The organism is Rhodovulum bhavnagarense (assembly GCF_004343505.1).
Taxonomy (GTDB): Bacteria; Pseudomonadota; Alphaproteobacteria; order Rhodobacterales; family Rhodobacteraceae; genus Rhodovulum; species Rhodovulum bhavnagarense.
The window spans coordinates 1-21,345 of the sequence record NZ_SLXU01000024.1 but is presented as its reverse complement, the minus strand read 5'-3'; the positions used below and the strand labels follow the sequence as shown (position 1 = coordinate 21,345).

22 protein-coding genes are annotated in these 21,345 nt (G+C 57.7%); 7 read left to right on the top strand and 15 right to left on the bottom strand.

All coding sequences use genetic code 11. The features are described from left to right. The 3 genes from mobQ to EV663_RS14680 all read left to right on the top strand — a co-directional run. On the top strand, positions 1–1,214 hold a 1,214-nt coding region (gene mobQ / locus EV663_RS14690), incomplete at its 5' end, for a MobQ family relaxase (protein ID WP_132953175.1). 20 nt (positions 1,215–1,234) lie between these two features. Next, positions 1,235–1,498, top strand: coding sequence for a hypothetical protein (locus EV663_RS14685; RefSeq protein WP_010399449.1), 264 nt, complete (start codon positions 1,235–1,237; stop codon positions 1,496–1,498). A gap of 2 nt (positions 1,499–1,500) precedes the next feature. Continuing rightward, on the top strand, positions 1,501–1,929 hold the full coding sequence (locus EV663_RS14680; RefSeq protein ID WP_132953173.1) for a hypothetical protein: 429 nt from the start codon (positions 1,501–1,503) through the stop codon (positions 1,927–1,929). A 57-nt stretch (positions 1,930–1,986) separates the two neighbouring features. Here the strand turns inward: EV663_RS14680 and EV663_RS14675 are convergent, their stop codons facing one another. After that, complete coding sequence (locus EV663_RS14675; protein ID WP_132953171.1) at positions 1,987–2,247, bottom strand: DUF3892 domain-containing protein; 261 nt, start codon at positions 2,245–2,247, stop codon at positions 1,987–1,989. 510 nt (positions 2,248–2,757) lie between these two features. On the opposite strand from EV663_RS14675, the gene EV663_RS14670 reads away from it, so the two are divergent. After that, positions 2,758–3,642, top strand: coding sequence for an ArdC family protein (locus tag EV663_RS14670; RefSeq protein ID WP_132953169.1), 885 nt, complete (start codon positions 2,758–2,760; stop codon positions 3,640–3,642). A gap of 174 nt (positions 3,643–3,816) precedes the next feature. Here EV663_RS14670 and EV663_RS14665 read toward each other — a convergent pair whose 3' ends face one another. From EV663_RS14665 to EV663_RS14635, 7 genes are all read right to left on the bottom strand, one after another. Beyond that, positions 3,817–4,569, bottom strand: a complete 753-nt coding sequence (locus tag EV663_RS14665; RefSeq protein WP_243697981.1) for a BRO-N domain-containing protein — start codon at positions 4,567–4,569, stop codon at positions 3,817–3,819. A gap of 253 nt (positions 4,570–4,822) precedes the next feature. Further along, positions 4,823–8,014 (bottom strand): Eco57I restriction-modification methylase domain-containing protein, encoded by a 3,192-nt coding sequence (locus EV663_RS14660; RefSeq protein ID WP_132953165.1) that lies wholly within the window; start codon positions 8,012–8,014, stop codon positions 4,823–4,825. 3 nt (positions 8,015–8,017) lie between these two features. Further along, a complete protein-coding gene (locus EV663_RS14655) occupies positions 8,018–8,941 on the bottom strand; it encodes a nucleotidyl transferase AbiEii/AbiGii toxin family protein (RefSeq protein WP_132953163.1) in 924 nt (307 codons plus the stop codon). Next, entirely contained in the window at positions 8,934–9,815 is an 882-nt protein-coding gene (locus tag EV663_RS14650; protein WP_132953161.1) for a type IV toxin-antitoxin system AbiEi family antitoxin domain-containing protein, read from the bottom strand. The genes EV663_RS14655 and EV663_RS14650 overlap by 8 nt, the downstream gene beginning before the upstream one ends. Positions 9,816–9,973: 158 nt before the next feature. Continuing rightward, on the bottom strand, positions 9,974–10,231 hold the full coding sequence (locus EV663_RS14645) for a WGR domain-containing protein (protein WP_132953159.1): 258 nt from the start codon (positions 10,229–10,231) through the stop codon (positions 9,974–9,976). Between the two features lie 3 nt (positions 10,232–10,234). Next, positions 10,235–10,864: a tyrosine-type recombinase/integrase gene (locus EV663_RS14640; RefSeq protein ID WP_010399481.1), complete on the bottom strand. Its 630-nt coding sequence runs from the start codon at positions 10,862–10,864 to the stop codon at positions 10,235–10,237. Positions 10,865–11,074: 210 nt separating this feature from the next. Next, complete coding sequence (locus EV663_RS14635; protein WP_243697982.1) at positions 11,075–12,229, bottom strand: restriction endonuclease; 1,155 nt, start codon at positions 12,227–12,229, stop codon at positions 11,075–11,077. Positions 12,230–12,239: 10 nt separating this feature from the next. Here EV663_RS14635 and EV663_RS14630 point away from each other — a divergent pair, with 10 nt between their 5' ends. Beyond that, the gene (locus EV663_RS14630) at positions 12,240–12,767 is read left to right on the top strand and encodes a type IV secretion system protein (protein WP_243697980.1); all 528 of its coding nucleotides are present in this window, start codon (positions 12,240–12,242) and stop codon (positions 12,765–12,767) included. Positions 12,768–13,154: 387 nt separating this feature from the next. Beyond that, positions 13,155–13,550 carry a HipA domain-containing protein gene (locus EV663_RS14625; protein ID WP_132953155.1) on the top strand — a complete coding sequence of 132 codons (396 nt, stop codon included), beginning with the start codon at positions 13,155–13,157 and terminating at the stop codon, positions 13,548–13,550. Between the two features lie 473 nt (positions 13,551–14,023). On the opposite strand, the gene EV663_RS14620 is transcribed toward EV663_RS14625, so the two are convergent. From EV663_RS14620 to EV663_RS14590, 7 genes are all read right to left on the bottom strand, one after another. Continuing rightward, on the bottom strand, positions 14,024–14,938 hold the full coding sequence (locus EV663_RS14620) for a haloacid dehalogenase type II (protein WP_243697979.1): 915 nt from the start codon (positions 14,936–14,938) through the stop codon (positions 14,024–14,026). Then, positions 14,935–16,290: an IS1380-like element IS1247 family transposase gene (locus tag EV663_RS14615; protein ID WP_132953153.1), complete on the bottom strand. Its 1,356-nt coding sequence runs from the start codon at positions 16,288–16,290 to the stop codon at positions 14,935–14,937. The genes EV663_RS14620 and EV663_RS14615 overlap by 4 nt, the downstream gene beginning before the upstream one ends. A gap of 210 nt (positions 16,291–16,500) precedes the next feature. Beyond that, positions 16,501–16,800, bottom strand: a complete 300-nt coding sequence (locus EV663_RS14610) for a hypothetical protein (RefSeq protein ID WP_132953151.1) — start codon at positions 16,798–16,800, stop codon at positions 16,501–16,503. Continuing rightward, complete coding sequence (gene parA, locus EV663_RS14605; protein WP_132953148.1) at positions 16,745–17,416, bottom strand: ParA family partition ATPase; 672 nt, start codon at positions 17,414–17,416, stop codon at positions 16,745–16,747. Before parA ends, EV663_RS14610 begins: the two co-directional genes overlap by 56 nt. A 59-nt stretch (positions 17,417–17,475) precedes the next feature. Then, positions 17,476–18,504: a replication initiator protein A gene (locus EV663_RS14600; RefSeq protein WP_132953146.1), complete on the bottom strand. Its 1,029-nt coding sequence runs from the start codon at positions 18,502–18,504 to the stop codon at positions 17,476–17,478. A gap of 317 nt (positions 18,505–18,821) precedes the next feature. Further along, entirely contained in the window at positions 18,822–20,618 is a 1,797-nt protein-coding gene (locus EV663_RS14595; protein WP_132953144.1) for a type IV secretory system conjugative DNA transfer family protein, read from the bottom strand. Positions 20,619–20,662: 44 nt separating this feature from the next. Continuing rightward, a complete protein-coding gene (locus tag EV663_RS14590) occupies positions 20,663–20,950 on the bottom strand; it encodes a hypothetical protein (RefSeq protein ID WP_010399443.1) in 288 nt (95 codons plus the stop codon). Positions 20,951–21,054: 104 nt separating this feature from the next. Between EV663_RS14590 and EV663_RS16000 the strand changes: the two genes are divergently transcribed. Further along, positions 21,055–21,345, top strand: a 291-nt coding sequence (locus EV663_RS16000; RefSeq protein WP_341799042.1) for a MobA/MobL family protein, incomplete at its 3' end; no start/stop codon positions are given.

Below are 21,345 nucleotides of genomic sequence, written 5' to 3'. Positions count from 1 at the left end.
CCGCCGCCTACCGGACGGCTGGGCGGCTGCGGGATGAGCGGCAGGGGTTGGAGCATGACTACAGCCGCAAGGGCGGGGTCGTGCATTCAGAGATAATGGCCCCCGAGAATGCGCCTGACTGGATGCGCGATCGCGACCAGCTCTGGAACGCGGTCGAAGCCGTCGAGAAGCGGCGCGATGCCCAACTTGCTCGCGAGATTGAAGTGGCGCTGCCGCGTGAGCTTGATCGGGGCGAGAGGTTGGAGTTGTTGCGCGGATTCGTGCAGCGAGAATTTGTCGATCGCGGCATGATCGCGGACGTGGCCGTTCACGAGGGCAAGGCCCGTGATGGCCACGGTCAGCCCCATGCACATGTCATGCTGACCATGCGCGAGCTGACCGGCGAGGGGTTCGGGAAGAAGGATCGCAGCTGGAATGCGCCGGACCTGCTGATGGGCTGGCGCGAAGCCTGGGCGCGGGATGCGAACACGGCCCTTGAGCGGGCAGGGCGGTCGGAGCGGATCGACCATCGGTCCCTTGATGTTCAGCGCGCCGAGGCTGAGCAACAGGTCGAGCGGGCGCGCGGGGGCGGGCAGGAAGAGCTCGCACTTGAGCACGAGAAGAAGGTGGTCGAGCTCAGTCGTGAGCCCGAGCCAAAAATCGGCCCATCGGCCAATGCGCAGGAGAAGCGCGGGATCGTTACCGAGCGCGGCGACGCCTTCCGCGCGGCGCAGGCGCGCAATGCTGAGCGCCAGGAACTGGGCTGGCGGCAGTTGGAATTGCGGCTTGAGCTGATGGAGCGGGGGCGCGCCTTCATCGCCACCGCGCGCGAGCGGCTGGATCAGCTTTGGGGCCGCGCCGAGGCGGCGATGTCACGGATCAAGGAGAGAGTTATGGGCGAGGTCGAGAGGCCGCAGGCTGGTGCCGAGCGGGGCGATATGGATGCGCGTCGGGCGGCGGTATTGGGGCGCGAGGTTGATCGACCCGAGGTGCAAGCGCCGGATGTCGGGCGGGAGCGCGCCCCTTCCGACGATCCTATTCGGGAGCGTCTGAACGCCATCCTTGGGCGTGGGCGTGATATCGGGCAGGAACGTGATGCCGCCGCCGTCGAGCGGGACATCGTCGCCCGTGATGGCGAGGGCCGTGACCAAGGGCGGCGGGATGACATTCTCGGGCGCGGGCGTGATACTGCGCCCGAGCGCGGGCAGGGCCGCGATCGCGACAGAGAACGTTAAAAACTGAAAGGAACCAAACAGTGTTTGAAGATCGCTACCACAAGGACCAGCCCGCCGTAAAATCAATGGCGCAGCGCATTGCGGACAATAGCCCACAAGTGTTCGCGACCACCGATGATTTCGTCGCTGCCTACGGACAAGAGGCAGCCGACATGGTTGCCAAAGGTGGCCTGCTGGCGGCCCTTTGGGACATCGGAATTGATGCTGTTCCCGCATCGTTCGAAGGGGAGGGGCGCGACCAGCCAAAGGGGTTGAAGACTAGCCTTGCTCGTAAGGACGGCTAAGCGTGTGGCGCTCATCAGAAGTTGATCGTGAACCGTTCGTTCTGCCAAGCGGACGGACCGCCTCAATCAAGTATACGTTCGTAGTGTCACCTAATCGGCCTAGGCTTGGCTGTCATGGGCTGTTTCGGCCCGACGACGGGATTGTTCTATGGCAGAATGGAACGGAAGAACCCTGCCTGCTGTTCGGCGGTAGCGCCAAGGCGCTCGACGATCTGCGTGAGCATGCAGCCCTTTTGCCCTGCGGGCCCGCTCGGAAGAAGGCGCATGAAGCGTATCTGAAAGCTCGCAAATATCTTTGGGGTGAGATGGTCGGGCGCACGGTCTCAGTCGAAGGCGGTGGTAATGCCCAGAACAACATCTGGGTTGTCGGCATCGAGGAAAGCTCGACCGTGGAATTCGAGATTATGCTGGCGAGAGAGCAAGTCGGCTGACTTTGCACGGCAATGCCCCCGACAGTTTTGCCGGGGGCAAGTGGCGCGGCTCTGTGCCTAGCAGTCAGGCAGGTTGTCTAGGTTGTTCTGAGAAGTCTTGTCAGCATAGGTCCGCAGGTACTTCTTCCCGCCCTCGTTGACGACATGAATATCGGTTCGGTAGCCAGCACGATCGACGAAATAGCTGTGCGTCTTGCTCTCAATGTCGCTGATGGCGTCCGCCTTGGATCGGGGTGACCAGTATTCCCCACCATTACATAGACGGGTGATATCTCCATCCCGATCTTTGCCCGATGCAGTTACTCTTCGATCAGCCATTTTTGAATGTCCTTCTACATGAAGTATGAATCGCAACAAGAGCCACACAATAGCAGGTTATTAGGTGGAACAAAAGGAAAATGCCTCGGCGGCTCCTTTTTGAAGCGCCCTTTAATGGGTGTGATCCCGGCAGTGTGCCGGTCTCGCTTTGAGCGATAGACAGGGCAGGGGATCGACGGGCTGACGCCCGCTTACCCCAACCCTGACAGTTTCCAAATCCTGTTGTTCCGCCTGCCATCCTGTCAGGTCCGAGAAAACCGGCAAGCGCCGCCTGCGGCGTCGGTTCCGGTCGAGAATTCCGGTTCCTCCCACGCGCAGGCGCGCGGTTCCCTCCCAAATTCACGCCCTCCACCCGGTTGTCACGGCCCCGCCAGGCCGCAGGACGGGCTTTGCCCTTACCTGCTCTGCCCTTCGGAATGCATGGGCATTCCAAAGATCAGAACAGGAAGGCCCGCCCATTGGCGGAAAGGGGAAGAGACCCGGACCGCGTCATTCGAAGGAGGGTCACAAATGACCGCAGAGAAGTTTGACGTTTATTCCCATGTTACCAACCAGATCATCGCGCAGATCGAGGCGGGAACGCCGCCCTGGCGCAAGCCGTGGACTGGCGGTGGTGCATCGGTCAGCCTGCCGGAACGGTTCAACGGTGAAGCCTATCGAGGCATCAACATCCTGATGCTTTGGGCGACAGCGATGGCCAAGGATTACAGCTCAGCCCGCTGGATGACGTTCAATCAGGCCAAGCAGCTTGGGGGCCATGTCCGCAAGGGCGAGAAATCCGCTACGGTCGTGAAATACGGCACCGTCGAGCGCGAGGACGAGAACGGCGAGGAACGCCAGATCCCCTATGCCAAAGCCTACCGCGTGTTCAATGCCGATCAGATCGAGGGCTTGCCCGCTGAATTCTACATCCTGCCCGATCCGCCCCGTGATCTTGGCACCGTAGCCGACCCCACGTTGGAGGCCTTCTTTGCCGCGTCCGGCGCACAGATCGACGTGACCGAGGAGCCGCGCGCCTATTACAACATCAAGACAGACTGGATTCATATGCCGCCGATTGGCACGTTTCACCGGGCCGCAGGGTATTACGGCACCTTGGCGCATGAGCTGACCCACTGGACAGGGGCGACAAAGCGACTGGACCGTCTGGGCCGGTTCAATGATCGCAAGGCCTATGCGTTCGAGGAGCTGGTCGCGGAAATCGGAAACTGCATGCTTTGCGCACAGATCGGGGTGGAGCCTGAATTCGACCAGAGCGCCGCCTATGTCGAGGGGTGGCTTGCCGCGATGAAGGAAGACAGCCGCGCAATATTCCGCGCTGCGTCTGAAGCTCAAAAGGCCGTGGATTACATCATGGAGCGCACCGCGCAGGCCGACCGGATGGCCGCCGAGTAACAGCCTGCACCGCCGAAATGATCGAGGCCCCCGTCAGCAGGCGGGGGCTTTGTTCCGTTGTGATCTGATCCTGGACGGGGACGGTTTCAGGGTGACCTGTCGGCGGGCAACCTAAAGGCCACCCGCCGACAGGCCCGGCGCTTCGCGCAGACGCCCCCAAAGGGGCGAACGATCTTAAGCCGCCTTCGCTGGTAGCAGCTTGGGCAGATGGGGCAGCGCCGCTGGGTCGCGAGTGTTGAAATAACGCTCTGAATGCTCGGGAATCCAAACATTATCAACGAATTCGATGAACAGCGGCAACATGCTGTTTGGGTACTGTCTTGCAGGCCCCTCCCATTCATCTGTCTTGTGTGAATACATCAAATGAGTATTCTTTAGGTGGGGATGGTTCGTGTCGAGCCATTTTGCGAAAAGGCTTCCCACACTGTTTTCGGGCCGGTTTTGAGTTCCGTTGGGTGCATAATCTGCCATCATGTGACCGACCATTTCGAGGCGACCCCATACCCTGACTGCCAGTTCATTGATCACTGAAAAGTAGCCAACGTTCACGCGATTCCAGTTCGCGTTGTGGCGCTTGATGAACGCAGGAACGTGACCACCATAGGAACCGGTTTTCCGAATGCTCGGAAGGACTTCTGAGGTGATCCATTTCTTGAACCGCTTAGCCTCAGGCTTCCTGGACCTTAAGACCAGAGAGTAAAGACCAGACTCGTTGATGATGGTCATCTGGCGTGCGCCGCCACGCGTACCCTTTTGACTATCGGTAATACCGATAGTCATTCGTTCATCTTCATCCAGACTGGATGCTGCGTCCCCGGTGTTGACGATGCCAAGCTTTTTACAGACTTCGGCGAGGACGAACCAAGGCTCACCGTTATGGTCGATCACACGAAACTGATCATTGTCTTCGTACTCAAAAATTTGCATTGTATACTGCATTTACGTCCTTTCATGACGCTGGTGCAGTACGATTTTGCTTGACGGGTGTTCCTCTTCATGGGACATACCCTTTGACAGTTAAGCCGAATCGCACTGCGGTTACGGAAAATGACCGGCCCCAAAGGGTTCGGTCCGTTTTTTATTTTAACAGAAAATTTACCAAATTGCAAGCGTGAGTTCTTCTATTGTTCTCTTGCTCCTCTAAGTGTTGCATTTTGGCAACAATCTGTGTGCGCGCCGGTTAGATTGCCGCCTCTAGCAGCCCGATTTCGTCTTCGGTCAGGTCGAACAGGTCATAGACAATGCTGTCGATCTGGGCTTCAGCCTGGGCGATTTCGGCAGTCAGGCGGGCGATCTCGGCGCGGTCACGGTTGATCCAGTCTTCCCAGTCGGAGCGATCGGCCAGCGGGATGTCGGCCTTGAACACCTTCTTCACCTCGGCGCGGAAAGTGGCGAAGTCGGGCAGGGTCCACCATTCCTGAAGCCGGGTTGTCAGCTTGGGTTCACGTTCAGGCGGGCAGAGATCGGGAATCCGGCGCGTCAGGGCCGTTTGCAGGGCGAGGCGATTTTCAGCAGACTTTTGCGCTACGTTGGCCAGACGAGAAAGTTCGGTTCTTGCATTATCTGGGATGACCGGCATGGGGAGCTTTTCCACATGCTGCGCGGTTGCTTCGCGCCACCCACCTCGAACGGCAGTGGTCCTTGAACAAAAATCAAACCAGATAACTCTCGAGTTCAGAACAGCCAACAAGTCCCAGCCACCGTTTGGGATGAAGTAGGTCTTGTTGTTGGAATATGCTCCTGTCGTTTCCATGGAATAGATCGGCTGGTCTTGGAAATGACCATAGGCAATTTTGGGTGGCTGAAAATGTGGCGCATAGGCTTCTTGTGCTTGCTGTAGTTCGAACCATTCTTGTTTTGTGGCGCGCTTTTCCAGCTTGTCTTTGAACGGCAACAGCCAATCGCGGATAGCCGGATAGTCGTCAATATTGATGCGACGTTGCGGGATGTAGATCAGCCACAGGCCGCGCGGTTCGGCCCGCCAGCGCTTCAGGTCTTTGCCTTCGAGGAAGGGTTTCAGCAGTTCGGCAGACCGGGGGTCTTTGGCGCAAAGGTGTTCCTTGGTTGCGTTGTCGATCACAAAGGCAGCGTTCAGGCCTGTTTTGATACCGTAGAGCGGTGATCCGTAAACGTCCTTTAAAGTTTTCCTGCCCGTCCTGATCTTGTCGCGCAGGGCGCGCAGCGCAGGATTTTCCAGTTCCCACGATCCGCCCCCCAAGGCCATTTGTGGATATGGGCCGGCAGCGGCTTCCCAAGTGGCGAGGAAGTTGTTTTCCGGCAGAGCATCCACCTTCCAGAAGCGCAGCTCATGCCCCTTGGGCGCGGCACCTCGTTTCATGGTCAGGATGGCCGGATAGGTGGTCACCCCCTCGAAGACTTGCAGGTCGCCAAAATCAACTACGCTTTCGATGGTCGCCTCTTTCAGAAGGTATTCGCGCAGGGGCTTGCCCGAGCCGGTCTTGAAGAAGGTGTTCGAGGAAATGTAGCCCAAGCGCCCACCCGGTTTCAGCAAGCGCAGGCCGCGTTCGTAGAAATAGCAGTAGAGATCAGCCCGGTCGGACACGACCTCATAGCGCTTTTCCAGATAGGGTTTCAGCAGCTTCAGGAATTCCATCCGCACATAAGGCGGGTTGCCCAGGACCACGTCAAAGCCACCTTCGGCAAAGACGCCGGGGAAGGCTGTTTCCCATGTGAAGGCGTGATCGAGATAGGCGAAGTTGCTGTCCTCGATCAGGCTGTCACCGACGCGGATGCTGCCCGACAGGCTGTCGAGAACCTTGCCGCGCCGGGCGGTCTTGATCCAGAGCGACAGCTTGGTGATCTCGATGCTTTCCTCGTTCACGTCCACGCCGAAGAGGTTGTCGGTCAGAATTTCGCTGTCGGGGACATAGTCGAGCAGATCGCCAAAATGCTCGGCCTTGGGCAGCAGGTCTTTGATCTTATCGTTCACGCGGGTCAGTTCGGCCTTCATGAAGTCGAAGGCCATGATCAGGAACACACCGGAGCCACAGGCGGGATCGACAATGCGCAGGGATTTCAGGCGATCGCGATAGGCTTGCCAGGCTTCCAGCTCGGCCGACTTTTTCCGCCAGGGGATGTTTTCGTAGTCGGTGACATCCGCGCCCTTCTTGGCGTGAGCGCGCATAGTGTCGTCGAAGATTTCCCGCAGATGCGTGCCCAGGGTTTCGGCCACGATGAACCGCGCGATGTAATCAGGGGTATAGACCACCCCGTCACGCTTGCGCCGTCCGCTTGTGCCAGTGGTTTTCTCGGGCTCTTCCTCTTCACCGCGCGCGATGGCTTGCAGACGTTCCACGTCCGCGATGGACTGTTCGAAGATATGGCCGAGGACCGTGACCGAGACTTCGGAGGCGAAGTCATACTCGCCCAGGGTCTTGAAGCCTTCGCAGATGTCATCGGGGAGGTTCAGCCCGTTGATAACCGCGTCTTCGCGGAACAGACCCCCGTTGTATCGCGGGATTTTCAGTTCGCTGTTGCCCTCATCAATGGCGCGGAACAGGCCTTTGAAATTGTCCCAGACGGGGCGAGGGTTGTAAGGGTCGCGCGCGATGAAGGCGTTTTCCAGCGTGTTGTCTGGCAGCAGGCCGGTGTCTTCGGCAAAGGCGATGAACAGCACTCGATCGAGGATCTTCTGCGCGAGGGCGATCGCATCGAGGGGCGCAATCGCGGCATCGGCCTTCTGGACAGCACTCAGGAGCTTGAGGCGCAGGTCCTTGTAGTCCTGATACAGGCTGTCGGTGATGTCCTTGTCTTCGCGGCGGCTTTCTTTCAGCAGATCAGCCGTGCGGCCAGACAGCAGGTTTTCCGCTGACAGGAGCAGCATGAAGCGCGCGTATTCTTCCGGGTCTGTCAGCTGGTCGAGGCGGAATTCCTCATAGGCCGAGGTGCCTTCCCCGAAGCCGTAGAAGCGCAGCTCGATCATGTTCGAGACCAGCACCCATTTCACTCCGCGCGCGTTCATGGCGTATTCCCACGCCTGTTGAACGGGGCTCTTGTTCCGGCCCGGCATGATTGCATCGAGGTCGCGAGTATCCGCGCCCTTCAGCTCGAAGGGTGCCACGATGTCAGGCGTCTTGCCGCCAAAGCGGCCAAGCGCCAGATCGACGCTGCCGCGCAGAATATTTTGTTCGGTTGAGACGTTGTAATCTGCGCCACCAGCCGGGCCGTGGTAGCCGAGAACACCTTCAACAATCTTGGAGGCGAACTGCCCATGCAGGGCGGTTTCCTTCAGGCGTTCAATCCGGCCCGAGCTGATCAACTCTGCCCAGGCTTCCAGCGCAGCCAGATGCTCTGACGGGATCGGATCGGCTTTGATGTGGCGCTTCAGGGTCTTACGGTTGAACAAATTCATGAATTAAAGGGCTTTCTTGATGCTGCCCCATGGCAGCGAAACATAGAGATCGTGCATGAGAGCAAAGCGCTCTTCAAAGGGCGCAAGGTCACCAATTTCGAGGGCGAGCGTTTCCCAATCGGCCTGGGCGCGTTGTTTGATTTCCGGGTCATCCATGGATTCTGGCTTAGCCTCGATCCCACGGCTGCGGCATTTCTCGATCAACGTGGTCAGGATGGCTGTTTTGTCAGCACCGCTGAAATCATGCTCGCCAATCAGAAATGCGATGTCGTAGACGTCCTGTCGCCGGTTGCGCTTGCGTATGGTTTGCTGAAGCAGAGCGCGGAATTTTTCGGCAATGAGCTCATGGATCGTGAACGCGCGCACCGCCACACCGGCCCCGTGCAGGTTCAGCTCCTGGAAGGCATAGACTTGATCGCGGAAGCTGATCTCGACATCAAGAACTCGGCTTGCCTTGCCGTCCGCCAGCCGGGCCTCTTCACCTGTGCCGCGCTTGGCGGAGCCAATGCGGACCCGGAGCGCGGGGAATTCGTGATCCTCAAAATTCTCTGCGCGCGGCATTTTCTTCACCGATTGCACCCGGCAAAGAAGATCGGGATAGCCGAGCCTGATCGCGGTTCTGGGCAAAAGTTCATTCAGTTCGGTGGTGAGCTTTTCCGTCAGGTCGGCGGGTTCTGCCATTGAGGTGAAGTCCACATCCCCGGTGACCCGATTGCTTTTGAAAGCGAGGGCCATGACCGCCCCGCCCTTTAAAACGAGTGTTTTCGATAGTGAGGGGGCTAGGCCGATTGCCCCCAGGACAATCTCCGTAACCTGGCGATCTCGATAGAGCGTTGGGTTTGCACGTGCGGCTTCGACCCATGCGCGAACATCGACATCGACGATGTCGAATTTGCTATCTTGAGCGTGGGGGTCGTTGTCAGACATTTATTGAAATCATCCAGCGTTCTGAGAATTCAGGGGCATAGTCGGCGTCAGGGTCGAGTTTGCGCGATCCGCCCCGTTGAGCAAACTGCTCCCAGTTGTGCAGCGCCGGATCATCTATGTCCATGACTTCAGACAGAATATAGCCTGCGCGGACTTTGGCGATCTTGCTGTCGAGGAGATCAATTGCGGCAATAATCTCGGGCACCCACTGATCCGCCTCATTTTCCCAGACATCGAGAACATGGCGCATGCCCCCACAAAGCTGTGGTTCAGCAAGCATGTCAGCAAAGGTTTGGCCAATCGAAGTGATCCGCGTTTCCTCACCACTCACGGAGGCCGGTGTCCAAGGGTGGCTTGACACATGCACCACGATTGGTCGGCGACGGATCGTATCCTTGAAGCCGGGCCTGTTCAGAACGGGCGCTTCGATCTGGTCCAGATCGGGCAGGTCTTTATGAAGAAGTTCATCTCGGAGCGCATTCCAAAGGGGTCTTTTGGGGGTTGTCAGGTGCAGCGCCTGTGGGCTGCGATCCGTAAGCCCATAGCGCTGCATGGCAGATAGATGCGAGACGTAGGCGAAAGGATCAGCGATGCAGGCGACCTCTTCCGCCGAACCAGCTCTCGTTGATTGCGTGACACGCCAAACTCCCGATCGGAAGTCAGAGTCCATGACAAGCGCCTTCCGGGCCTCAAGGCGACGTAGCGCATTTTTGGCGCGTGTCTGGTCCCAGTCGTGCGGGAGGCGCTTCAACGGCTCGCCGTTCAGCACTTTCTTGTGAAACAGATGGTAGCCTAGAACGAAGAAATCGTAGAAGGTTATGACCGGCAAGTCCTTGTCGGTTATAGCTTTTTCGATACCTTCGGTAAAATTCATCTGCCGTCCTTACCCCTATGTCCTAAGGACATAGGGGTAAGGACGGCGTTATGTCAAGAGCGGCCATCATCGTATGCCACTTAGCATATTAGACACGAATGCGATATGTGTATGTCCTTAGGACATACACATATCGCATTCAGATGTAAATAGCGGCTTCAAATTCCCCCAAACATTGCCAGCTGCTGAGGCTCCACCCAATAGCCGCGCTGACGCTTGGACGCTTCCAGTGTGATCAGAGCCGCGACCGCCTGGCTTTCATCCGCGAACCAATCCATCCGAACCTGACCGCCCTGGCCTATCCGTCCCCATTCCCGATAGAGCGTCCATTCGCCAAACAGGTTGGGCATGACGGCCATCCGGTAGAACCGGGCGACATTCTTCGCAGGCAGGTGTTTTTCGAGATAGGTCTGCATGGGTCAGAGATGATACTTCCGCGCGATTTCCAAGGCTTCGGCCTGTTCGGTGCCGATGTATTCCTTGGTGCTTTCGATGCTGGCATGGCCGAGCAACAACTGAGCTGCGCGCAGGTTGCCGGTTTGCTGATAGATATGGGTCGGGAAGGTGCGGCGCAGCGAATGCAGGCCATAGAGGCTGGGATCGAGGCGGGCCTTTTCCAGCCAGGACTTGAAGAGCCGCCAGAGCTGACTTTCACTGAGATGGGACTGGGACCACCGTGCCCCCTGCCCCGTGAACAGCCAGCCGTGCAACGGCTTTTCTGAAGCTGCGAGATAGGCGCGCAGACTGTCGCGCGTGCCCGAGGACAGCCGCGCCTGGACCGGGCGTGCATTGCGGGCTTCGGTCTTCTTCTGCCGAATTTCCACGATCTCGCGCACGCCTGCCGGTGTGGCTACGTCTGAGACCCGCAGGCGCACCAGGTCAGAACCCCGGAAGCTGGTGTCGAGGGCCACGTTGAACAGCGCCAGATCGCGCAAGGCGCGCTCTTGGCGCAGGATCAGCCGGATCAGTGCCACCTGGTCAGGCGTGAGGGGTGGCTTTTTGCCCACAACACGGCCCTTGTTCCAGGTGGTCTCGGAGGTGGCTGACATGGGCAAATCCTTGCAGGCTTTTAAGGCAATATGACCCTAAACCTCGCATGTGGAAAGCCGTTGATCTCTGGATGTGCCGGTTTTCCCTTATTTTGTTGGGAATCTCGGCAGAGGTCTCATGCGAGCTTTTAGCAAAAAGCTTGCATGATGCGATACATGCGTGTTCCCATCAGATGAGTTATTGATGTATGTTGCGACTGGAAGATTCAACTAATCATAGTAATCGAAAAGGCATGGTTCACCATCCCAAACGCTATAGAGCCGCTCTCCGCTCCAGTAGGTAACTTCGCCATCTCGGTTCTTTCGGCGAACTCTTACTACACTTTCTGCGTTTAGATGGGGCAGGTCATGATCAAAGTAGGGAACCTCAAAACCTCTCTGACCATAGCCATCGTCGCTGATTGTTTTCCTGGGGATTGGCATCAGAAGCGCGGCGTATTTGCTTTCTTTCACCACTAGAGCAAATTCGTTATGAGTTGAATTATACCCAAAAGATGCATGCACCAAGCGAGGATCGCGCTTCTCGCCTATCGAGGCAAGAAGGCTTCGAACATGGGCTGGTGACACCAGAAGCGATTTATCCTTGATAATGCCGTTGCTCGCGAGGCTGCACCAGTTTGCAACGTGCGTAGAGTCAGCAAGAAATAACTCCCCCTCTACCAACTCTCTTGCAGCAAACCTTTTTGCTACAGGCGCATAGGTGGAAGTCGTAACAAATATAGATGATGATGCGTTCTCCGATTTTTGAACTCCGTAGAGCGCAGCGACCTTGGATTGGTCTATCTTGTTGGATTTTGCATATTTTTTTGCTTGAACTAGAGTAACTAGATCGCCAATTGGGTCACGTTTTATTAGTCTAATATCGACGCCCTCGTCACCTCTACCCTTGCCCAGCTCGACATCAAAACCTTGGGCCTGGAATAGCCTTGCCAGAATGATCTCATATTCTCGCCAATGTAAATTATAGAGGTCATCGGGCCGCCCTTCGAAGTGCCTATATAGTTCTTCATACACGTCTGCGACATCTTCCTCCACAAGGCTGCAAACCCATTTCCAATGGAAATATTCTGCATATGCGGAATAGTCACTGTCCTCGTCAGGGAGGACCAAAGCGGTCGAGCCTGTATCTCTCTCATACCAGAAGCCATGTGCTGCAAGCAGACTTGAAAAACTCTGCTCTAACTCTTCATTATTATAGCCGCTAATCGCTTCCAGAAGCTCACCATCGAAATAAACGACGGCAATCACAGGCGGGTCAAAAGGCTCTTTTCCGCTATCATCGAGATAATCTCTGACAGAGCAAACATCAGATACTTGATTTTCCTCAGCCCATTTCTGGATCGCACCTTTAAACTCTGAACTCATCTTCGCCAAGATGATGCTGACCCTGATGCTTGGCCTTGCGCCGATCATGATCGCGCTGTCGCTCTTCGATGCGACCAAGGATTTCTTCCACAGATGGGTCTCGACGACGATCAGCTACGCCTTCTACCCCATCGTCATCGCCGCCATGTTCTCGACCGTGGTCGGCATGGCGAACTCACTGCTGGCGCAGCTCGGCGATCCGAATTCGGCCACCAATATCGGCTCGCTGGTGCCGTTCTTCGTGATGGTGTTCCTTGCGAAGGGGTTCGTCGCGGCAACACCCCTGATCGTGCGGGGGATCTCTGGAAACCTGATGGTTGCCGCGGCACCCGCTGCGGTCTCTGGCTCGGCCGGGATCATGAGGGGGATCCTCAATACCGACGGCGTGAAGGGCAGGGCGCGGATTGGCGCCCTCACTACGGGGGAGGCGATCGGGCGAGGGGTAATTCAGGCGCCTGCAGATGTGCGGAGCGCTGCAGTGACAGCAAGCGCGCAGGTGGTGAGGATGGCGGAAAGGGCCAAGCGGTTGGGGCGTTAGTGTCACCGATAGCACCTGATTTTGGTGACGGCGATGCAACTAGCGGGGCATGTCATCGGCAACACTACGCATGACTGCAATATTCTTCAGTCTAACCTACACATCTTCGTCCAGTGTTAATCTCCGCGCCTTTTTTCCGCCGCTGCGGCCTTCATGTCGCGAAGAAGCCTCTGCTTATTGAGCGCACTCGGATCTCCAAGGGCACGCTCGCCAATTGCCTTGCGAATTCCCTCAACTATTCCGGAGGTATGAGCGCGAACTTCTGTGTTTCGTCCACTTCCCAGATATGCACGCTTCAGTGAACGCATTGATGCGGTCACAAGTGTGGTATCGTTCGAACTCTTGATACTATTTAGATAAGCTTGTTGATAGACGATCTTCCGGCGGATGGTGATGAACGTGCTCTGCGGGAACACGGACGACCATTACCGGAACACCGCGCTCCTCCTGGCGGACCGGGGCCGGTATGAGCTGAGCCCGGTCTATGACGTCACCCCGACCCTGCAGCTGTCGACCAGCCGGAACCTGTTCTTCCATCTCGGAAAGGCCGGGTCCGGGCGGGGGGCGACGCTCGAGAACGCGGTCGCGGCCGGGCCGAGCCTCGGGGTCCGCCCCGAGAGGGCGGTCCGGATCGTGAACGACCTGTCCCAGCTGGTGGGGGCGCGCTGGCGCGACGTGATGCGGGAACGCGGCGCGAGCGCGCATGACCTCGACATCATCGCGAACAGCTTCTCGGAGGCGGGGCGGCGGGTGGAACCGGAGCATCTGCCGGAACCGGACTGAGGCGAAAAGGGGCCAGATCAGATTCGGAAGATCTGTTGATTCGTGACTAATTGATATGGAATTCCAGACTAAAGAAATGTTTTACAACCTTCTGATCTGATTGCCTTAAGTCAAAAAGGTTCGAATCTGGAATTGCTGTCCCGTCAGGCGTGTTCGCGCTTGAAAAATTCAATATTTCATCAGAGTTATTCCATTCCGGTTTCTGCGGTGCTCGACGTATTTGTGATTGCGAATCTCAGTTCCGAACCTGATCATGAAGTCCCCCCACCGCTGACCATAGAAAGGGTCCTTATTCTGTAAAATCCTACTGGGCCTCTCGGTCACGAAAGTTGCTTTTACCGGGACAAGCTGGCCTTCGTATTGGATGGTCCGGACGGCAAGCCAGCCTGCCAAATGAACGATAGGACGGTTCGCCCAGGCGAGCCGCCGCACAAGCCTCCCGCAGGATTGGGAGGCGTTTTGAGCGCCTGTCCTTACTCGACACCTCCACTCAGTTCCGCGAGTGTCGATATCACTTTCGTCGGCTGTATTTCCCATGGATCGAATTTGGAAGTGGTCGTTCGTTGCACCCACGCCGCCTTCCAGCCCACAGCACGAGCCCCGATAACATCGAAGGGATTGCTTGAAACCAGCCAAGTGGTGTCCGGATTCGATCCGGTCTTCTTGTTGAAATGCGCGTATACGTCTGGGTTCGGCTTGAATGTTTCAATTTCGTCTACGCTGATCACGCCATCCAAGTATTTTGCAACATCCGCATTCTCCAACAGGCTGTTTACGTCCGAGAGACGTCCATTTGAGAACGCAAACATTTTGGAATCCTGCGCGTGCAGCGCATTCAAAGCGGGCGCAGTGTCGTCAAACGCCGGGAGCTTTCGATAGGCAGTCAACAGTTCGGCTTTCGCATCCTCGCTGAGGGGTGTCTCGAAAACGGCGCTGGCGTAATCGAGCGCGTTTTCGGTCGCGACCGAGAAATCGCGATACAAACGCATCAGGCCACGGCGAAAACTGTATTCAAGCTGTTTTTCACGCCAAAGCTGGGAAAGCTGAGGAGCCTTGTCTCCGACATGCTTGCGGATCAGCTCTGTGATACCGTGAGGATTAATCAGCGTACCGTAGACATCGAATGCAAATGTGACAGTCATTTTTGTTGCCTTTCGTTTTTGCCGACATTCCCCAAGTGGCGTGTCGTTTGAGGTGAAGATCGCCTGTATCCGAGCGCTAGACAAGGATTTTCTGCCGCAAGCGGCACCTGCGGTCGCGCAGACTGCTGGATCTGGACGGATCAGACCGCGAAGCCGCTGTTTCCTTGCCCAGGGGCGGCGTTTTTCAGCGCAGCGGACAGATCTGTCCAGCCGCTTTCGTTCAGTTTGAGCGTGGATCGCGATCATGCGCATAGCGGTGGCACTCGCAATCGGCGGATAGCGGCGAGGATGGCGCGTACCATCGTGCCGGTGACAGCGACCTCGGCCAGCTGGAAGGTGATGGTGCGGGCGTGACGGACCACACGTGCCCCGATCTTGATCAGCTTCAGTTGCAGGCTGGTCAACGACCAGTCGGCCATGGCCTCGGGCAGCTCGATGCAGCGCAAGAAGGTGGCCAGGTTGTACGCCAGGGCGTGCAGTTGCAGCCGCACCTCATTGTCGCGGAACTTCCGGCACGACAGCCGCGTCCAGCGAAAGGCGTATTTGCCCTCTTTGATGTGCTGCTCGGCGGTGCCGCGCTGGTTGTAGAACCGCACCACCCAGTCCGGCTCCATCGGCAGGTTGGTGACGATGAAGCCGACACGCGGGAACAGTTCGCCCGGATGCCATTCGATCTTGGCGATCACCCGGCGTTCCTTGTCCCAGGACGCCGCCTGATACTCGAATTCCTCGAAGAACCGCTTGACCTTGGTCAGTGACGGCCGCCCGACAGGGCGCGTTAGCCGATGCGCGATCTTGTCCTTGAGGACCGCGTTTGCGGGCAGCCGGATGGCGTAGAAGAACCGCGCTTCTTCCAATCGCTCATAGATCGCCGGGATCGCGTAGGCAGCATCGGCCCGGAAGAACCTGCCACCAAGGTCGCGCTCCGCGTAGCGCGCAATGACGGGGTCGAGAACATCACGCCAGCCATCGGCGCTGTGGACGTTGCCATGGCGCAGGGCGCAGCGTTCCAGCATCCCGAACTGGTTGAACAGAAAGTTGGGGTGATAGCAGCTACAGTCGAAATGGCCATTCCAGGCGGACCCTTCCTGGTCGCCATGGGTCGGGCTGACCGAGCTGTCCATGTCCAGAACGATGTACTTCAGCCCGTTACGGTCATGGAACCGGTCGATCCATTGCCCGTTCAGGTCGGCCAGCGCGGCACGGTTCCCGGCCAGAGCCAGCGTCTCGGTCTCGAACCGTCCCATCTGCGATGCCGAGGCCGCTTGTGCATCGACCGCTCTGCCGCCGACAACTTGGCGCATGACCGGATCGCAGGCGAGACGGTTGGCGTCGTTGACATCCTCGTATCCGGCCAGCCGCCCAAAGACTGATTGCCGGAACAGGCCGTCGAGCCGATGGACCGTGTTCTTGCCAGAGCGAGTATCGCGCAGCGCCGCTGACGCCAAATCGGACAACCCGAGCGCGTCATCAAGCTCGCGCATCACCAGAAGGCCGCCGTCGGAACTGAGCTGCGTGCCGCGAAATTCCAGCCGCACGCGAGGGTCGAAATCCACCCGATCTGCCCGTTGCAAGCCCGCACCCTCTGGGTGATCCATGAAACGCGCCCCTCGCAGCCTTCAACACCATGTTTTATATAGGAAATATAATGGTCAGGACAGCGAAATCAGCGCCTTACTTGGGGAATGTGGGCTGAAAGACAGCGTTCAACTTCTGCATCTTTCACATGTCTTATCCGGGTGTGAGCCAAGATGTGCTCCTAATGGGGTCGGTTACTGCCGAGCACAAACCCACATTTGTGCTTTTGTTCATTTGCGGGTTATGCCCGCATCCTCTTCCAATTCTTGCGTGCGCTGTTCAATGAAGGCTTGGAGCTCACCAACCATTTTCCGATCCGTCGCACTGCACGCCGTTTTGAATCGCGTGTGCAGGCTCGCCGGAAGATCCAGGCTCAGGCGCTTGGTCGGCTCATCCGGCATGGTCTTCGCGACCGGCTTGTCTGCCCGTGTTGTGTCATGCCCTGCCCCCCCACGTTCAAACGCGAGGATTTGGTCATCCGTTGGCTGCTGCTTCGGCTTCGGAGCCGCCGAAAAGGTCTTCTTCGACATACCGCTCAATCTCTTTCGTTAGTTGGTTGATCTCCCGGGCCGCATTGCTATCGCCAGCCCACTCGAAAATCGTTTGCCCCATGGTCATACCTTCTGCGAAGGCCACCCGTTGCTCGATCTCACTTGCTAGGATTGGCAAGCCCGCCTCGGCTGCCATGTTGCGAATATCTCGCCCTATGACAGTTTTCCCTATTTTGCGGGAAACCACAAACCCACATTTGAGGGAGGGCTTAAACTCCTGCGCTTCTTTGACTTGACGCACTGTCAGGTCAGATGCCCACGTCGAGAGACCGGATGGTTCGATAGGCAACGCCACAAAGTCGGATGCAACGATACAAGATCGGGCAATCTCCTCCGCGTGCGGCGGGCCGTCGATGATGGTGTGAGTATAGTCCTGGGCAAGCTTTAGCGCGTCCCGCGCCATGTTGGCCCGTGCCATGCTGACAACTTGAAAGGGCGCGTCTTCGCGCAGGCTTGCCCATGTTGTAGCCGAGCCTTGCTTGTCAGCGTCGATCAGAAGCACCCGGTGGCCTTGACGTGCCAGACAGCCCGCCACGTTCACCGATAGGGTGGTTTTGCCGACGCCGCCTTTTTGGTTCAGGAAAGATATGATCATGAATTCACCTCACCACATTAGTGGGAAGGCGTAAAGCCACAAACCCACATTTGTGCGTTCTAATTTTGGTACGCGCCGCGCTTACTGCAGAAGGCCAGAAAGTGCTTATCCGCATCCTTCACGTCGATAGCCTTGTCATGCACCCATGACCGCCACTCATTTTCCAGCACGTAGATGTCCCACCCAGGCGCGAGACGCCGCGCCTCATCATGTGTGTCTGGTTTTCTGAACCGCAACGCCAGAAAGGAGGGGGCGACCACCACCTCAGCCCCCTTGGGGCGAAAGACAACATTATCGCTTTCGATGTTCATGCTGTAGTCGGGGAGATGGTCATGCACCGCGTCATCCTCGATGATCTTCGAAATCAATCGCCTGAATTCTTTCGTGGTTGAGCCTGACCCGCACTTGTCGCGCAAGAGTTCGAGCCCACACCTCCACTTGGGTTGTGCGCCGCAATGCTTGCGGGCCAGTTCATAGAGCCGCCGTTCAAGCGGTTTTCGGAGGAAAAAATACTGCTTGTTCAATGTCAGAACATGATTGTTCTCGATGGCATCAAACACCCAATCCGACAGTGTGATCTCGACATCCTGCATCCGACCGTCACGTGTCTCCCGAACGATTTCCGCTGACTCGATCAGGCCGAATACCTTGAAATATTCCTTGCCACCTTGGCGGATATTCGTCTCGATCTGCGTGCCTTGCAGACGCCGCAGCGCATCCTTCAAGAGCTGGTAGCCTTGGCCCGAGGTCTGACGGTTCGTCGCCACCAGCAAATCATGAGCCTTGAACCGCATCGACCGGTTGACTTTGCGGCCTTCATTGAGTGCAGCCATGCACTGACTGATACAGTAGATCAGCACGTCACGGTCATGGACTGTGGCCAGCCCGTAGCGTGAGGGTGAAACCTCAATCGAATTCTCGCCATTCTGGTAGCGTCGCGGCTTCATGTCCGGCTTGGTCGAGAGGGTAAACACTGGATGTTCCATCGAAGCCATGTCGCCCTTCGGCACCGCGTCCACAATGTCGCAAACGAACAGATCTTTTTGCGGATGCCGGTCCGGCAGGAGCGGGGAGCGCGCATTCGTCATTTCACACACCCTCTGCTCAGCTCACGATTCGTCATTTTACACACCATGGCTCACTATCGTCATTTCACACACTGATCGTCAAGAGTCGTCATTTCACACACCAACCGCCTGTGGATAACTTTGCTAAACCATCGTCATTTCACACACCCAGATTCGTCATTTCACACACCAAACTTCGTCATTTCACACACCGGCCTTCTAAAAAAGTTTATTTTTTTCAAGGGGTTATTATACATTTTCCAAGGTGTAACTCTATAATAACTCTATTTAACTCCCTCAGAACGCGAGGCCTTTAACAAAATTCCAACGCCCAACTTTCAATTCAGCGGGTTCTGATCAAACCTTCCACGGTAAGCCTTGCTCTTGAAGTACAGGTTCTGCTTTGCCTTGAGCGGGTTGCGATTGCCCACCAACAGCAGCAGATCATCCGCCTTCATGCCCGTAATCTGTTCAGCCGTCATGAGCTTCTGACGCTGTTCCGAGTAGGAAAAATCCCGACCCTCGTTCGGGGCCTTACCCTCTCGAATTTGCTGAGAATAGACAGTGCTTTCCCCGAGGTGGCGCGCTGCCCATTCGGCGGTTTCGATATCGTTGAGGTTGAAGACGCGCTTGGTGATGCAGGAACCGAAAATCGACCGTGCATCGTTTGGTCCATAGGCTTTTTCGACCTGGCCCGTGTCCTGGGTGACAAACAGCGCTTCGACACCGGCCCCTGCGGCTACGTTGGCGATGTTCATGATCTGCTCCATGCGGCCCATCCGCACGAATTCATCAAGAACCAGCAGGATCGGGGCCTTGACCTTGCGCCGTCCATCTTGGCGCACGACCGTGCCCAGGACGAGATTGATAAACAGACGCATGAAGATCGCTTGCTTGTCCACCTGGTCGAGCGGCACCGCGATAAAGAGATCGACTTGATCGTCGAGAAGATCATCCATGCGGAAGCTGGACCCGGCCAGGAAGTGCCGCATGTTGTCGGACTGCATCCACTCAAAAGCTTTCGAGACCGCTGTCTGAATCGACCCGCGTTCTCTGTCTCCCGCGCGCAGAATGGTGGCGGCGGTCTGGGCCGGGCGGTGGCCGACAAGGTCGGCGTTTTCAGCCCAGGCCTCAAGCGTGCCGTCAAGGTTTGCTGACAGAAGCAGGTCGGCGACGGCGATCAGGTTGCGCCGGTTCGGCTCTTCCTGCGTCACGATCACTTCGATCGCCGCCGCGACCAGCTGGCGGGCCATTTCCGAGAAATGCGCCCCGTCGCCTTGTTCGGGTTTGACCAGGCCGTCCGCAACCAGGGCCACGTCCCGCGCCAGCTCGTGAGGGCGGATGTAGTCGAGCGGGTTGAACTGATCCTCTCCGTCCTCGACGAGGCCGAAGGGGTTGAGGACGGCCACCTTGCGCCCAAGCTCTTCGCGGTGGCGGCGCGTGACGGCGAAATTCTCGCCCTTAATGTCCAGAACCACGACCGGCCCCTGGTGATCGAGGATCGCCGGGATCACGGCGCTGACGCCCTTGCCGCCCCGTGTGCCGGAGACGACGAGGTGATGCCCGCCGCGCCATCCCTTCGCATCGTTCTTGACGTAGCGCAGGAGTTTGCCCTTGTGCAGCGCGAGGGGCAGGCCGGTCTTGTTGCGTACAAGCTGGGCAATATCGCGCGGGTCCATCCATCCCGCTTGCCACGGGCCTGTGCGCGATTTGCGGTTGCGGCCAATGCGCGGATTGAAGATCGCCATCAGCGGGGTGCTGACAGCGACAGCCACTCCGAAGGCCCCAAGCGCGAAGGAGATCGCCATGGCCTGTTTCTGCGGATCAGAATACCGCGCCAGCCCCTTGAGTCCTTCCCAAATGGCACGGGGGAGGGGCCAGCCTGCGCCCGTCCATGCCTGGATAGTCGCCAGTATGTCGCTGAGCGGGCCTCTGAGGGGCGTCAGGGCTGTGAGGGCGGCAGCGCACAGGCAGAGCCATGCAAGGAGCTTCAGCGGTGTCCTGTGGCGCTCTGCGGCGGTTCCGAAGGTGTCGAGGATGGTGGCCACGGCGATGATCGGGAAGGCATAGGTGGTCACCGGGTAGATCGCGACCGCTTGCGGAGCGAGGATGAGGGCGGCAGCGGCCAGGATCACAGCACCCATCATGATCACCCAGTGGCGGGCTTCCAGAACAAAACTCATGACCGGTCCTCTTGCGCGTCAGGAAACAGAATCTGCCAGAGCCCCCGGTCGCGGTCCCGCTGGGTGAGGCGCTCTGGCAGGTCGCGCCGCACGATGCTCTGAAGAGCAGGTTCGGCGCTCAAACGGTCGAAGACCAAAGTGCCCAGAAGCCATTTGATGCGGTCTTCGTCTTTCTTCTCAGACAGACGCCGCCGGGCATCGAGCGCTGCGATCTGAGCGTCGAGCTGGGCTTTCTTCTCGGCCAGTTCTTTAATCCGGGCGTCGGTTGGGCGGCTTTGGGACATGGGGCAACCTCGGGTATAATGGCGGCGAATGTAGTGGCGGATTGATAGCTTGAAAAGAATTAAATGCGCGCTTATACATTGTCTTCGACAACGTGCGCGTCCTCATGGGGGTAAACCCCCGCGCCGGACGGCTTCCCCCCAAGGCGGCGATGCCGCCTAAACGAGGGTTTCACCCTCGCGCTCCCGACCAGCGCAACCAGGCGCTGGACCCTGTTTTGAAGAGAGGCGTCCCAAGCGTGGCGATCTACCATCTCAGTGCAAAAGTGATCAGCCGGGCAGGGGGCCGTTCATCTGTCGCAGCCGCCGCCTACCGGACGGCTGGGCGGCTGCGGGATGAGCGGCAGGGGTTGGAGCATGACTACAGCCGCAAGGGCGGGGTCGTGCATTCAGAGATA